This is a genomic window from Microbispora corallina (assembly GCF_016863035.1).
Classification (GTDB): Bacteria; Actinomycetota; Actinomycetes; order Streptosporangiales; family Streptosporangiaceae; genus Microbispora; species Microbispora corallina.
Genome location: NZ_BOOC01000011.1, coordinates 121,584 through 135,255 on the forward strand (window position 1 = coordinate 121,584; position 13,672 = coordinate 135,255).

Below are 13,672 nucleotides of genomic sequence, written 5' to 3' on the forward strand. Positions count from 1 at the left end.
CGTGCAGGACCTCGGTGACCGCGATCATCAGCGCCTTGTTCCGATCGGGGACCTGCTCTCACGGCACCGCGGACTCCTCGCGCGTCTGGTAGCCGAAGTGCGGGGCGAGGCTCTCATAGGCCTCGTGGAAGGCTCGCGCGATCCGTTCGGCCGGACATGCCCGGGCCGCCGCACCGCGCGAACGCGGACGGCTTGGGGCGATCTCCGTGGCCGTGCCGAGGACCTCCTCGGCCTCATCGAGGAGCCACTGGCGGCGCTGGTGCACGCGGTAGGCGGACCCGCAGGCTCGGCAGGTAGAACAGGCCGCGCCCTCCGGCAACAGGCCGCGCCCTCCGGCGCGTACACGTCGGCCCCGCACACCGCGCCGTCGACCTCGCCGGCGCATGGCCCGACGTACAGGGCGTCGCCGGAGGGGAAGACGACGGCCTCGGCGTTTGCCATGGCCACGGTGAGCTCGTCGACGGCCTCGGAGCCCTCGGGCATGTGCCGGAGGGTCTCGACCCGGCGGGCGAGCCAGGCGCCATGCCGGGCAGGGTGTCGTCCGGTAGGGCGCGCGCCCGGATCAGCTCGCACGAGCCGTTGCACGCACGACGTACGGCAGGTCCGGGCCGGTCGGGCGTACGCCGGCCTCCAGGACGCGGACCCACCCGACGAGGGTGTTGCGCAGGACCCAGATAGCCTCGGCGGCGGCGTGGCCGTACGCGAGAGGCTGTTCGGCGATGTGGCGGCCGCCGCCCCCGAGCCTGGCCTGGCGGGCGAGTGCGGTGTCAAGCTCGTCGACCAGGCCGCCGTCGACGAGACGGACGAGGTGCTCGTGCGCCGGCGGCGCAGGCCCCGGGTGCGGGCGGCGCCCTTACGGCGTTCGCTTTCGGGGGGAGAGCGTCAGGGCTACGGTGGCGCCCACGACGAGGACGGCGGCGGCCACCTGGAAGGCCGAATGGTAGCCGTCGACGGCAGTCGCGCCGGACGGGGTGGGTCCGGTGTGGCGGAAGGCCAGGGTGGCCAGGCAGGCGAGGCCGATCGCGCCGCCCACCTGTTGCATGGTGTTCTGCACCGCCGAGGCCACGCTGGAGTCCTCGCCGGTGACGCCGTGCAGCGCGGCGTCCAGAAGCGCCGGGAACGTCACCCCGGTGAACAGGCCGACCACGAGCATGCAGGGCAGGACCCCGCCCACATACGAGCCGTCCGGGTCGAGGCGGAGGGTCATGAGGAGTCCTGCGGCGAGGCCGGCGAAGCTGGTGACCAGGAGCGCACGCACCCCGGCGCGCGGCAGCAGGGCGCTGCCGAAGGCGATGCCCGCGCCGATGGCCAGCCCGAACGGCACATACGACAGGCCGCCCCGCAGCGGCGAGTACCCCAGCACCTGCTGCTCGTACAAGGTGAGCAGGAAGACGAACGTGAAGAACGCGGCCGTGTTGAGCAGGCTGAGGATGTTGGCCGTCACCCGGGTGCGGTCGGCGAAGAACCGGCGCGGGATCAGCGGCGCGACCGAGCGCGCCTCGACCAGGACCGTGGCCGCGAGCAGGGCGAGCCCGCCGAGCAGCGGCGCCAGCACCTGCCACGAGCCCCACGGATGGGTGGCGGCCTGCTGCAGGCCCGACACGATCGCCACCAGGCCGGTCGTGGCGGTGACCGCCCCGGTGAGGTCGAGGCGGCGGTGGTCGCGGGCCGTCCGGCTCTCGGTCACCAGGCGCGGCACGAGGGCCAGGACGACCAACGCGACCGGCAGGTTGATGAAGAAGATCCAGCGCCAGGATGCCAGGTCGGTCAGCACCCCGGAGATGATCGTCCCCGCGATCCCGCCGAGGCCGGTGAGCCCGCCCCAGATGCCGAGGGCCTTCGCCCGTTCGCCGGGTTCGGTGAAGAGCAGGGCGATCAGGCCGAGCGCGGCGGGCGCGGCCAGCGCCTCCCCGACGCCCTGCGCGAAGCGTCCCGTCACCAGCATCCCCGCGCCGGCCGCCGCCCCCGACACGGCCGATGCGAGCGCGAAGACCGCCACCCCGGCCTGGAACAGCCGCCGCCTGCCGTAGATGTCGGCCAGCCGCCCGCCGAGCAGCAGCAGGCCGCCCGCCATGAGCGCGTACCCGTTGACCACCCAGGCCAGGCCCGGTCCGGAGAAGCCGAGGTCATGCTGGATGCGCGGCAGGGCGACGTTCACGATCGTCAGGTCGAGGACGAGCATGAACTGGACGAGGCCCAGCACGGCCAGTGCCCGCCACCGCCGGCGATCCGGCGCGGCGAGCGGCGGCCCGGCGTCCGATCTCTGCGTGGTCTTCGGGCTTTCCGGGGTCTTCGAAGTCTCCGCGGTCATGAAAGGCGTCCCTTCTCGGGTCCGGTGGTGAGTTCCTGGCGAGGAGCCCGGGTTCGGCGAGGTTTTCGCGAAGGGGTGTAGAAACCGGGGCGCCGGTTTCGACATGGTGGTGGGGGCGATCCGCTCCGGACGACGAGAGGCGCCGATGAAGTACGTGATCCTCATCCACAGCAACCCCGCCGCCTGGGACGCGCTGACCGAGGCCCAGAAGGTGGAGGTCGGCCGCCGTCACCTGGCCCTCACCGGCGACCTGGCCGCGTCCGGCGAGCTGATCGTCACCGAGGCGCTGGCCGACCCGTCGATGACCAGGCACGTCATGGTGCGCGACGGCCGCACGGTCGCGGGCGACGGGCCGTTCGCCGAGGTCAAGGAGCATCTGGCGGGCTTCTATCTGGTCGACTGCGACAGCATGGACCGCGCGCTCGCCCACGCGGCGCGCCTGGCCCCTTACGGCGAGATCGAGGTCCGCCCGGTCATGGACCTGCACGCCGTCCTCGACGTGTGAGCGGCGCCCGTCAGACCTGCGAGCCGGCCCGGGTCGAGGAGCTGCTGCGAACCCTGGCGCCTGCGGTGCTCGGCGTGCTCGTGCGGCGGTACGGCGACTTCGGCACGTGCGAGGACGCCGTCCAGGAGGCGCTGCTGGCGGCGGCCGTCCAGTGGCCCGCCGAGGGGGTGCCGGCCAACCCGCCGGGCTGGCTGGTCAAGGTCGCCGCGCGCCGGTGGACCGAGTTGTGGCGCAACGAAACGGCCCGGCGCCGCCGCGAGGAGACCGCCGCCCTGCTGGCCCCGCCGGAGCCCGACCCCGCGCCCGCCTCCGACGACACGCTGACCCTGCTCATGTTGTGCTGCCATCCGTCGCTCACCCCGGCGTCCCAGGTGGCGCTGACGCTGCGGGCCGTCGGCGGGCTGAGCACCGCCGAGATCGCCCGCGCCCTCCTGGTGCCTCCCGCGACTGCGGCGCAGCGGATCAGCCGCGCCAAGCAGACGATCCGGGCAAGCGGCGCGACGTTCCGGATGCCTCCGCCGGACGAGCGCTCCACCCGGATGGCGGCGGTCACCGAAGTGCTGTACCTCATCTTCAACGAGGGGTACACGGCCAGCTCGGGCTCGGCGCTGCACCGCGTCGAGCTCACCGCCGAGGCCGTCCGCCTCACCCGGCAGCTCCACGCCCTGCTGGCCCGGGACGGCGAGGTGGCGGGGCTGCTGGCGCTCATGCTGCTCACCGACGCCCGTCGCCCCGCGCGGGTCGGCCCGGACGGCGCGCTGGTCCCGCTCGCCGACCAGGACCGGAGCCGGTGGGACGCCGCCGCCGTCGCCGAGGGCGTCGCGCTGATCAGCCGTACTCTGCCCCGCGGCCCGGTGGGGCCTTACCAACTGCAGGCCGCCATCGCGGCGGTGCACGACGAGGCTCCTCGGGCCGAGGACACCGACTGGCCGCAGATCCTCACGCTGTACGGCCTGCTCGACGCCGTCGCGCCGGGGCCGATGGTGACGCTGAACCGCGTCGTCGCCGTCGCCATGGTGTACGGGCCACGGGCCGGGCTCCGGCATCTGGCCGCCGCCGAGGCGGATCCCGCGCTCGCCGACCATCATCGCCTGCACGCCGTACGGGCTCACCTGCTCGACCTCGCGGGCGACCACGAGGCGGCGCGCGCGCATTACGAGCTGGCCGCGCGGCGCACGCTCAACCTCCCTGAGCAGCGCTATCTCCGCCTCCGCGCCGCCCGCGCCGGCCACCCGCCGGAGGCCGGGGCAGGAAGCTGAGCGTGCGGGATCTCACGAGGTACGTATCCATGGCGTACCCGGGCGCATGGATGCCGGGGCTCCGAAACGCTTAAAGAGTGATCCGGCTGGTCATGTCCACGACCGCCCGCGGTCGAGCCGTCGCGCCGGTCTACCTGCGCCGCAACCAGGAGGACGTGCTCGCCGAGCTGCCCGACCTCGTCCAGGCGGACGAGTGGGAGGAGCTGAGCCCGGGCGACCGGGCCGCCTACCGGGAGGCCGTCGAGGCGGGCAACTTCATGGCCATGCGCCGGGCCGCCTACGCCCGTCCGAAGGAGTCGGCCAAGCTCCAGCGGCTCGTCGAGATCGTCGAGGAGGCCGAGGGCAACGGCCTCAAGGTCGTCGTCTTCTCCTTCTTCCGCGACGTCCTGGCCGCCGTGGGCGAGGCGCTCGGGCCCCGGGCGCACGGCCCGATCACCGGCGACGTGCCGGCCGAGGCACGCCAGGAGGTGGTGGACGCGTTCGCGGCGGTCCCCGGCCACGCCGTGCTGCTCGCCCAGATCCAGTCCGGGGGGACCGGCCTCAACCTGCAGGCCGCGTCCGTCGTGGTCCTCTGCGAGCCCCAGGTCAAGCCCACCCTGGAGACCCAGGCCGCCGCCCGTGTGCACCGGATGGGCCAGGTCCGCAAGGTCCAGGTGCACCGCCTGCTCGCGGCCGACAGCGTCGACGAGCGCCTGCTCGCCATCCTCCGCCGCAAGACCGGCCTGTTCGACGCGTACGCCCGCCGCAGCGACGTCGCCGAGTCGACCCCCGATGCGATCGACGTGTCCGAGCACGCCATCGCCCGCCAGATCGTCGAAGAGGAACAGCAGCGCCTCGCGTCCCCCCTTCCCGGGTGACCCGACCGCCCTGTCGTTTTGGCGACATGTCGTGGTTTCGGCAGGTCCTGGGCATGGCGGTGGCGGGTCCGCGGGCCCCACTCTCGTGATCGGCAATTCTGATCACGAAAGGGCTCCTACCCATGCGCTGGCGCGCGCTTCTGTTGGCGGCCACGGCCGCACTGCCGGTGTTCGTCTCACCGGCCCAGTCCTCCGCCGCCGCCGCGGCGGCGCCTCCCCCCGACGCGGTGCACCACGTCACGCTGATCACCGGCGACGTGGTGACGGTCGAGCAGCTTCCCGGCGGCCGGCACACGGCCGAGGTGAGGCCGGGCGCGGGCAGGGAGGGCACCCGCTTCTACTACCAGGAGGTCGACGGCGTCCTGCGGATCACGCCCGCCGACATGGTGCCGTACCTGGCTGAGCACGTGCTCGACCCGCGCCTGTTCGAGGTCGGCGAGCTGATCGACCAGGGCTACGACGACGAGCGGTCGAAGACGCTGCCGCTCGTGCTGGTCCGCGACCAGGGGGCGCGGACGTCGGCGCTGCCCGGCCTGGGAGACGGGACGGAGCTCGGCAGCGTCCACGGCGAGGCGGTGGCGGCCGACAAGAGCAGACTGGCGGACTTCTGGCAGAGCGTGGAGCCCTCCGCGAGGACGGCCGGAGGCTCCCTGCGACAGGGCGTGCGGAAGATCTGGCTCGACGGCAGGGTCCGGGCCTCGCTGGACCACAGCGTGCCGCAGGTCGGCGCGCCGGAGGCGTGGAAGGCCGGGTTCGACGGCACCGGCGTCGAGGTGGCCGTGCTGGACACCGGCGTCGACCTCGGCCACCCCGACCTGGCCGCGAAGATCGCCGGCACCCGCAACTTCACCGCCGACCCGTCGGTCCAGGACGGCTTCGGGCACGGCACGCACGTCGCCTCCATCATCGCCGGGCTCGGGACCGCCTCCGGCGGCAGGCTCACGGGCGTGGCGCCCGGCGCGAAGCTGCTCGTCGGCAAGGTGCTGAGCGACGAGGGGTACGGCACGGAGTCGCAGGTCATCGAGGGCATGGAGTGGGCCGCGTCCTCCGGGGCCGCCGTGGTCAACATGAGCCTCGGCGGGGGGCCGACGGACGGCACCGACCCGCTCAGCGTGGCCGTCGACACGCTCACCGAGCAGACGGGCACCCTGTTCGTCGTCGCGGCGGGCAACGACGGCGACGCCGACTACACCGTGGGCTCCCCGGGGACCGCGACCGCCGCGCTGACCGTCGGGGCCGTGGACCGTGAGGACCGGCTCGCCTCGTTCTCCAGCCGCGGCCCGCGGCTCGACGGCGGGCTCAAGCCCGACATCACCGCGCCCGGAGTGGACATCGTCGCCGCCCGCGCCGCGGGGACGTCGCTCGGCAGCCCGGTGGACGACCACTACACCGCCCTGTCCGGCACGTCGATGGCGACCCCCCACGTCGCCGGGGCGGCGGCCATCGTGAAGCAGCGGCATCCCGACTGGACGGCGGGACGGATCAAGGACGCCCTGGTCGACGCCGCGAAGACCATCGAGGGGCCGACCGTCTACGAGCAGGGCGGCGGCCGGCTCGACGTGGCCCGTGCCGTACGGCAGGAGGTCACCGCGACCGGCGCGCTCGACCTGGGCGCGCACGAGGCCGGCGGCCCGGCCGTCGTCGACGGCACCGTGACGTACGCCAACGCGGGCCGGGCGCCGGTCCGGCTGACACTCACGGCCGCCCTCGCCGAGCCGGGCGGCGCCCCCGCGCCCGCCGGCGCGCTCACGCTCGGCTCACCGGAGGTCACCGTGCAGCCGGGCGCCACGGCCCAGGTCGCGGTGCGCGCCGACCTCGGCGCGCTGCCCGACGGGCGGTACGGCGGCTACGTCACGGCGGTCTCCGACGACGGCGCGACCACGCTGCACACCACCCTCGGGCTGAGCAAGCGGGGGCCGGTCCACAAGGTCCACTTCACGGCGGTCGACCGGGACGGCAAGCCCTCACGCGTCGGCGTCGTCACGATGTTCGGCGCCTCGTCCCTCGACGACGTCTTCACGTACATCCTCGACGAGCAGGCCGGCACGACGGTCGAGGTGCCCGAGGGGACGTACATGACCCAGGCGATCTTCGACCCCAGCTCCGGCCCGCATCCCGTCGACAGCCTCGTCGTGATGCCGGAGCTCAAGGTGACCGGCGACATGGACGTGGTGCTCGACGCCCGCACGGCGGTCCCCGTCACGATCACGACGCCGAAGCCGGTGGTCCAGACGGGCGTGTTCACCTACTTCACCTACCGGACGTCCGGGAACCGCAGGATCGGCCAGGGCGCCATGGACTTCCCGTCGGTCGACCGGCTGGCGGTCACCCCGACGAAGCCGGTCTCCGAGGGGACGTTCGAGTTCGCCTCCCGCTGGCAGCTCGGCTCGCCCCAGGTGTCCGCCCGGCTGACGGGCTCGACGGAGTCCCTGCCGGTGCTCCCTCTCAACCGGTCGCCCGAGGTGACGGACGCCCACCGCTGGCCGCTGGTCTACGCGGGCTCCGGCACGCCGGAGGAGCTGGCCCGCGTCAAGGCGCGCGGCCGCGCGGTCGTCGTGGCGCCGCCGGACCGGGGCTACTGGGAGGACCGGATCGCGGCCGCCGGGGCCGCGGGCGCGGCCGCCGTGATCGTGGTGGGCGAGCCGGACTTCCCCGCCTGGCAGGCGTGGTCGCCCGTCGGCGACCGCTACCCGCTGCCGGCCGTCGTCGTCGCCAACGACGTGGGGCAGCGGCTCGTGCGGGAGGCGCGCGGCGGGCACGCCGTGATCGAGCTGTCCGGCCCCCCGGCCCAGCAGTACCTGTACGACGTGATGCAGGTGTCGAGCGGCCGCGTCCCCGACCACGTCGTGTACGCGGTGACCGACGCGAACACGACCCGGATCGACACGGCCTACCAGGAGTCCGGCGGGTTCGGCTGGGCCAAGGAGCAGCGGTTCGGCTGGCGCCCGTGGCAGGACTACTCCCTCGACAACCAGATGGAGATCCAGCGGGTGGTCCGCACGCCCCTGGAGCGCGCCGAGTACGTCACGGCAGGCGACACGCAGTGGCAGCACGTGGTCAAGCACCTGTACTCGTGGGAGGAGATGTCCGGCCTCCGGCCGGGGCTGACCGAGCCCCCGCGGAGCTACACCGGCGGGAAGGTCGCCGGGGAGCGCTGGTTCGGCCCGGTCGTGCGGCCGGCCGTCCCGGCGGGCGTGCCGGGGCTCGTCCCCACCCGGAACGGCGACACGCTGACGGTCGACGTGCCGGAGTTCACCGACTCCGCCGGCCACTACGGCTACGCCCGTACGGGAGACGAGGCCGACACGACGGCGGCCCGGCTCTACCGGGACGGCACACAGGTGGAGGAGCGCGACGAGGCCCGGGGCGCGTTCCCCGCCGTGCCGGAGAACGCGGAGTACCGGCTGGAGCTGTCGGTGAAGCGGTCGTCGGAGGAGTGGACGCACGCCGTCGCCACCGACACGGCGTGGACCTTCCGGTCCGCCCACACCACCCGGCCGGAGCCGCTGCCCCTGCTGCAGGTCGACTACGACGTCCCGGCTGACCTGTACGGGCGTGTCCCGAAGGGCGCGCCGGTCACGCTCGGGTTCGCCGTCCGCAGCCCGGCCCCCGGCCTCACCGTGAAGGACCTCACGGCCGAGCTGTCGTACGACGACGGGGCGACCTGGACGCGCCTGCCCGTGCGGTCCGCGGGCGGCGGCAGGTACACCGCCGTGGCCGGCCCGGCCGGTGCCCGTGCCGGGTGGCAGGCGTCCCTGCGGGTCACGGCGTCCGACACGGCGGGCGACCAGGTGCGCCAGACCGTCGTCCGGGCGTACGAGCTGGGGTGAGCACCGGGTGAGGTGTGCGGGGCCGGGACCTCCCGGCCCCGCACAGCCTCCTCACAGCCACCGTTCGCGGGCGGCGTGCCAGGCGAGCTGCATCCGGGTGTGCGCGCCCGCCTCGGCCATGAGGTGGGAGACGCGGCGCTGCACGGTCCGCTGGCTGATCCCGAGCTGGCTCGCGATCGACTTGTCCGGCACCCCCGCCACCAGGAGGGACAGGAGGTAGAGATCGTCGGAGCCGAGCGGGCAGGAGACGGACTCCATCGACAGTGCGCCGTCGTCGAGGATCCGCAGCGGCGTCGCCCGCTCCCAGTACGACTCGAACAGGGCGAGCAGCGCGTCGAGCAGCGTGCTGCCGCGGATCAGGGCCGCGGTCGGCTCCGAGGCCTCGGCCTGCTGGACCAGGGTGAGCAGGCCGACCTCCCGGTCGACCAGCATCATCCGCACCGGCAGCACCGGCACGGCGCGGGCCTGCTCCCCGAGCTTCACCCCGAACGCCACGTTCGCCTGCATCCCGGGCTCCTCCAGCAGGGCCCGTTCGTAGATCACCCGGTACGGCACGCCGCGGCCCAGCGCGGCGAGCTCCGCGTCGTTCTCCTCCGCGTTCATCACGACGGGCGCGACCCGGCAGAAGGCGACGACCTCGTCGCGGGCGTTGTCCTGGATGTGGCGGAGCTGCTCGCGGATCGCGGACCGGTCGGGCACCAGCTCGACGAGGGCGTGCGCGTTGCGGCGGCGGACGTTGCCGCGGTACTGCTCCGCCAGCTGGTCCACCGCCCGGCGGGCCCAGTCGAGCGACTGCCGCCGGTGGAGCAGCGCCGCGCCCAGCGCGACCTCTGGGTCGGCCGGCGCGAAGCGCCCGGGCCCGGTCATCCGCGTCAGCCCCCGGTCGCCCATCGAGCGCAGCGCCTCCTCGACCTGCCCGGCAGGCAGGCCGAGCCGCGCGCCGAGCTCGGCGACGCCGGCCTCCACCGACGAGACCAGGGCGCGGTAAAGGTCCTCCTCCACGGGGGTCAGCCCCGCCGCCTCCAGCATGACCTCATCATGACACCCGAAATAGATCTTTTCGGACAACCTTGTGTCACTGTCAGCGCTCCCGGCCGCGGGGCTTGAGCGGCGAGGGGGGCAGGGCCGGGGCCGGGATGCGGGCGCCGCGGTAGCCGTGGACCGCGCCGAAGCGGTCGCCCGTCATCCAGTCCTCCCTGGCCGCGGCGATCTCCTCGCCGCTGCGGCCGATGAAGTTCCACCACATCACGATCCGCTCCTCGAACGGCTCGCCGCCGAGCAGCAGCAGACGGCTCGGGACCGCGGCCCGCAGGGCCAGCTCGGACCGGCCACAGCCCAGGTAGATCAGAGAGCCGGGCGGCACCTCCACCCCGTCGACGAAGGCGACGCCGGAGGCGGTGAGCACGGCGTACTCGAAGTCGGGCTCCAGGGGCAGCCGCGCGTCGCCGGACAGGGCGAGGTCGGCCCCGACGAGCGGCGTGTACGCGGTGCCCGGCGACGCGGCGCCGGCCATCTCGCCCATGATCACGGTCGCCCGCAGGCCGCCGTCCTCCAGCACCGGGAGGGCGTCGTGGTACTCCCACCGCGGCGCGACCCCGCGCGCGGCGTCCGGCAGGGCGACCCACAGCTGTGCGCCGTGCAGGATCGGCGCGTGCTCGGCGGGCGACTCCTCCGAGTGCGCGATCGCCCGGCCGGCGGTCATCAGCCCGAGCCGGCCCGGCCGGAGGGTCTGCGCGCTGCCCAGGCTGTCGCGGTGCAGGACTTCGCCGTCCAGCAGCCAGCTCACGGTCTGCAGGCCCATGTGCGGGTGGGGCGGCACCTGCATGCCCGGCTGCTCGGCGATGTTGTCGGGGCCGTAGTGGTCGAGGAAGCACCACGCGCCGACCATGCGGCGGCCCAGCGTGGGCAGCAGGCGGCGCACCACGGTGTCGTTCCCGAGCGGCACCTCGCGGCCCGGGAGCAGCTCCCGCACGGGGGTCGCGGCCACGCCGGCCCGGCCCCCACAGCTCGTCACCTGCGGTCGGATGTCCAGATCGCTCACCGCTCGAACCTACCTGCCTGGTGAATCCTCGCGAACGGGCCCCCGGGTGCGAAGCGGAGCACTTCCGTCGTCGGGCACCATGGAGGAGTGATTCGGGCGGTGTACGGAGGGCCCGGCGGCGCGCCGCCGGTGGAGGCGGCCGGCGGCGACGGGTTCGGGATGCTGGCGGACCTCGTGTCCGACGGCGACGTGGTGGTCCTCAGCGGGGCGGGCCTGTCGACCGAGTCCGGCATCCCGGACTACCGGGGGGAGACCGGCCGCGCGCGGCGGGCCGACCCGATGACCTATCAGACGTTCGTCCGCAGCGAGTCCGCCAGACGGCGCTACTGGGCGCGCAGCCACCTGGGCTGGCGGCAGATCGCCCGCGCCGCCCCGAACGCGGGCCACCACGCGGTGGCGGAGCTGCAGGACAGGGGCCTGCTGGCGGGGATCATCACGCAGAACGTGGACGGGCTGCACCAGGCGGCCGGCGCCCGCGAGGTGATCGAGCTGCACGGCGGTCTCGACCGCGTCGTCTGCCTGTCGTGCGGCGAGCGCACGTCGCGGTATCTGCTGGAGGAGCGCCTCCGCTCGGCCAACCCCCGGTGGGACGCCGAGGCAGGCGAGATCAACCCGGACGGCGACGTCGTGCTCACCGACGAGCAGGTGAGGGACTTCCGCGTCGTCGACTGTCTCGGCTGCGGCGGCCTGCTCAAGCCGGACGTGATCTTCTTCGGGGAGAACGTGCCGCCGTCCCGCGTGCGGGCCTGCTACGCGCTGACCGAGCGGGCGGGCACGCTGCTCGTCCTGGGGTCGTCGCTGACCGTGATGTCCGGGTACCGGTTCGTCCGGCACGCGGCGGAGCGGGCGATCCCCGTGGCGATCGTCAACCGGGGCGCGACCCGGGGAGACGCGCACGCCCTGGTGGCCCTCGACGCGCCTCTCGGCGCGACGCTCACGGCGCTCCTGTCGGGCCTCGGCGGCTGACGGGGGCGCAGCGCTGCTTCTCCGGCGCCGCCGCGTCCTCGCGCTCCGGGCCGGCGGCCGGGGTGGCCGCCGCGTCCTCGCGTTCCGCGACCGGGGTGGCCGCCGCCTGGGCGGCACGGGCGGCGGGGGGCGGCCGCCCGGCGAGGACCGACAGCGCCCGCTCCGACGCGCTGCCCGCGTCGGCCTGGAAGACCACGAGCTTCTGCCCGGGAGAGCCGTCGATGCTCAGCACCTCCATGGTCGTGACCACGTCGCCGACCTCCGGATGGTGGAGGCGCACCGGCGCCCGCGTCCTGGCCCGCACGTCGTACTGGGCCCACATGTGGCGGAAGAACTCGCTCTTCTCCGACAGCTCCTCCACCAGCTCCAGCAGGAAGGGGTCGTCGCAGTTCCGCCCGGCCGTCGCCCTCAGGTGGGCGATCTTCGAGGTGGTGTCCAGCTCCCAGTCGAGGTAGAAGCCCTGGGCGGCCGGGTTGAGCAGGGCCAGCCGCAGCAGGTTGTCCCGGTGCTCCAGCCCCTCGTACAGGGCGTCGGCCACCCGGTTCCTGGCCAGCACGTCCAGCCGCCGGTTCACGACGAACGAGGGGGCGATGTCCCAGCCGTGCATGATCCGCAGCACGTTGGGGTGCACCGTGTCGTGCTCCCCGACGCCTCTGGGCCGGTACGCGGGCTGCCGGGCCAGCTGTTGCAGGTGCTCGGCCGCCTCGGGGCCGAGCCGGAAGACCCGCACCAGCGCGGTGATCACCTGGTCCGACGGGTTGCGCTCCCTGCCCTGCTCAAGCCGGGTGTAGTAGTCGATGCTGATCCCGGCCAGCATCGCCACCTCCTCGCGGCGCAGTCCCGGCGTGCGGCGTCGCGGCCCGACCTGGGCCAGCCCCACGTCGTCGAGGCTCGTGCTCCGCCGGCGGGCCCTCAGGAAGTCGCCGAGTGGGCTTCCACCCTCCATGTCCTCACGGTAGGACGTGCTCCCGGCGGCCGTCGTGGCCCGGTCACACCTAGGCAGGCGGCCACCGTCCTCCCCGTTCGCACAGGAGCATCCGGAGGGCGGATGGCGAGGCGTAGGCTGGGGCTTCCACTGGGTGGAAGAAACGGCCGAATCGGGGGAGGGGCGGCCATGTCCGGAGGGGCCCGCGACCCGGGACGCTCGGTGACCTCCCGCGTCCTGGCCATCCTCGGCGCGTTCGACGCGGCGCACCCCCGCCTGACGCTGACGGAGATCGCCGGGCGCAGCGGCATGGCGCTGAGCACCGTTCACCGGCTGGTGGCGGAGCTGGAGTCGTGGCGGGCCGTGCGCCGCGGCGACGACGGGCGCTACCGCGTGGGGCGGCTGATCTGGGAGCTGGGCCGGCTCGCCCCCGACCCCCTCCAGGAGATCGCCCGCCCCTGGCTGCAGGACCTGTTCGCCGGCACGGGCGAGAACGTCCACCTCGCCGTCCGCGACGGCATCGAGGTGCGGTACGTCGACAGCGTGTACGGCACCCGGGACGTCCCGATCGTGCCGCGGGGCGGCCGCCTGCCCATGCATCCCACGGCCGCCGGGAAGGCCCTGCTCGCTCACGAGCCGGCGTGGTTCGTGACGTCGTACCTGTCCCGCCCGCTGGAGCGGCCGACCCCGCACACGATCGTCGAGCCCGGCCGCCTGGCCAGGGACCTGGCCCAGGTGCGTCTCCGGGGGTACGCCACCGCCCACGAGGAGATGACGCTCGGCTCCTGCTCGGCCGGCGCGCCCGTCCTGGTGGACGGCCGGCCGGTGGCCGCGGTCGGCGTCGTGCTGCCCTCCCGGCGGGTGCGGGAGCTGCGCCGCCTGGCCGACCCGCTGCTCGCCGCCGCCGACGGCATCGCCGCCGCGTACCGGGCCGCCGTCGCGCCCCCCTGATCGCCCGCGGCGGACGCGCGGGCATAA

Annotated in this window: 11 protein-coding genes; 6 read left to right on the forward strand and 5 right to left on the reverse strand. The window is 74.3% G+C overall.

The window, feature by feature from the left end:
• Nucleotides 1-58 precede the first annotated feature (58 nt).
• Together Mco01_RS14255 and Mco01_RS14260 are read right to left on the reverse strand one after the other, a co-directional pair.
• On the reverse strand, nucleotides 59-265 hold the full coding sequence (locus tag Mco01_RS14255) for a hypothetical protein (protein ID WP_204057373.1): 207 nt from the start codon (nucleotides 263-265) through the stop codon (nucleotides 59-61).
• Between the two features lie 588 nt (nucleotides 266-853).
• On the reverse strand, nucleotides 854-2,311 hold the full coding sequence (locus Mco01_RS14260) for an MFS transporter (RefSeq protein ID WP_239103600.1): 1,458 nt from the start codon (nucleotides 2,309-2,311) through the stop codon (nucleotides 854-856).
• Between the two features lie 145 nt (nucleotides 2,312-2,456).
• On the opposite strand from Mco01_RS14260, the gene Mco01_RS14265 reads away from it, so the two are divergent.
• The 4 genes from Mco01_RS14265 to Mco01_RS14280 all read left to right on the forward strand — a co-directional run bounded on the left by Mco01_RS14265 (nucleotide 2,457) and on the right by Mco01_RS14280 (nucleotide 8,762).
• Nucleotides 2,457-2,816 carry a YciI family protein gene (locus Mco01_RS14265; protein ID WP_204057374.1) on the forward strand — a complete coding sequence of 120 codons (360 nt, stop codon included), beginning with the start codon at nucleotides 2,457-2,459 and terminating at the stop codon, nucleotides 2,814-2,816.
• A complete protein-coding gene (locus Mco01_RS14270; protein ID WP_204057375.1) occupies nucleotides 2,813-4,075 on the forward strand; it encodes an RNA polymerase sigma factor in 1,263 nt (420 codons plus the stop codon). Before Mco01_RS14265 ends, Mco01_RS14270 begins: the two co-directional genes overlap by 4 nt.
• A 77-nt stretch (nucleotides 4,076-4,152) precedes the next feature.
• A complete protein-coding gene (locus tag Mco01_RS14275) occupies nucleotides 4,153-4,932 on the forward strand; it encodes a helicase-related protein (protein WP_239103601.1) in 780 nt (259 codons plus the stop codon).
• Between the two features lie 122 nt (nucleotides 4,933-5,054).
• Complete coding sequence (locus tag Mco01_RS14280) at nucleotides 5,055-8,762, forward strand: S8 family peptidase (RefSeq protein WP_204057376.1); 3,708 nt, start codon at nucleotides 5,055-5,057, stop codon at nucleotides 8,760-8,762.
• Nucleotides 8,763-8,813: 51 nt separating this feature from the next.
• On the opposite strand, the gene Mco01_RS14285 is transcribed toward Mco01_RS14280, so the two are convergent.
• Together Mco01_RS14285 and Mco01_RS14290 are read right to left on the reverse strand one after the other, a co-directional pair.
• Nucleotides 8,814-9,791 (reverse strand): helix-turn-helix domain-containing protein, encoded by a 978-nt coding sequence (locus Mco01_RS14285; RefSeq protein ID WP_204057377.1) that lies wholly within the window; start codon nucleotides 9,789-9,791, stop codon nucleotides 8,814-8,816.
• A gap of 52 nt (nucleotides 9,792-9,843) precedes the next feature.
• Nucleotides 9,844-10,803 carry a pirin family protein gene (locus tag Mco01_RS14290; RefSeq protein WP_204057378.1) on the reverse strand — a complete coding sequence of 320 codons (960 nt, stop codon included), beginning with the start codon at nucleotides 10,801-10,803 and terminating at the stop codon, nucleotides 9,844-9,846.
• A 159-nt stretch (nucleotides 10,804-10,962) separates the two neighbouring features.
• Between Mco01_RS14290 and Mco01_RS14295 the strand changes: the two genes are divergently transcribed.
• Nucleotides 10,963-11,769 carry an NAD-dependent protein deacetylase gene (locus Mco01_RS14295; RefSeq protein ID WP_036323349.1) on the forward strand — a complete coding sequence of 269 codons (807 nt, stop codon included), beginning with the start codon at nucleotides 10,963-10,965 and terminating at the stop codon, nucleotides 11,767-11,769.
• Here Mco01_RS14295 and Mco01_RS14300 read toward each other — a convergent pair.
• Nucleotides 11,738-12,715: a helix-turn-helix transcriptional regulator gene (locus tag Mco01_RS14300; RefSeq protein WP_204057379.1), complete on the reverse strand. Its 978-nt coding sequence runs from the start codon at nucleotides 12,713-12,715 to the stop codon at nucleotides 11,738-11,740. The genes Mco01_RS14295 and Mco01_RS14300 overlap by 32 nt on opposite strands.
• Nucleotides 12,716-12,883: 168 nt before the next feature.
• On the opposite strand from Mco01_RS14300, the gene Mco01_RS14305 reads away from it, so the two are divergent.
• On the forward strand, nucleotides 12,884-13,645 hold the full coding sequence (locus tag Mco01_RS14305) for an IclR family transcriptional regulator (protein ID WP_204057380.1): 762 nt from the start codon (nucleotides 12,884-12,886) through the stop codon (nucleotides 13,643-13,645).
• Nucleotides 13,646-13,672: the final 27 nt, after the last annotated feature.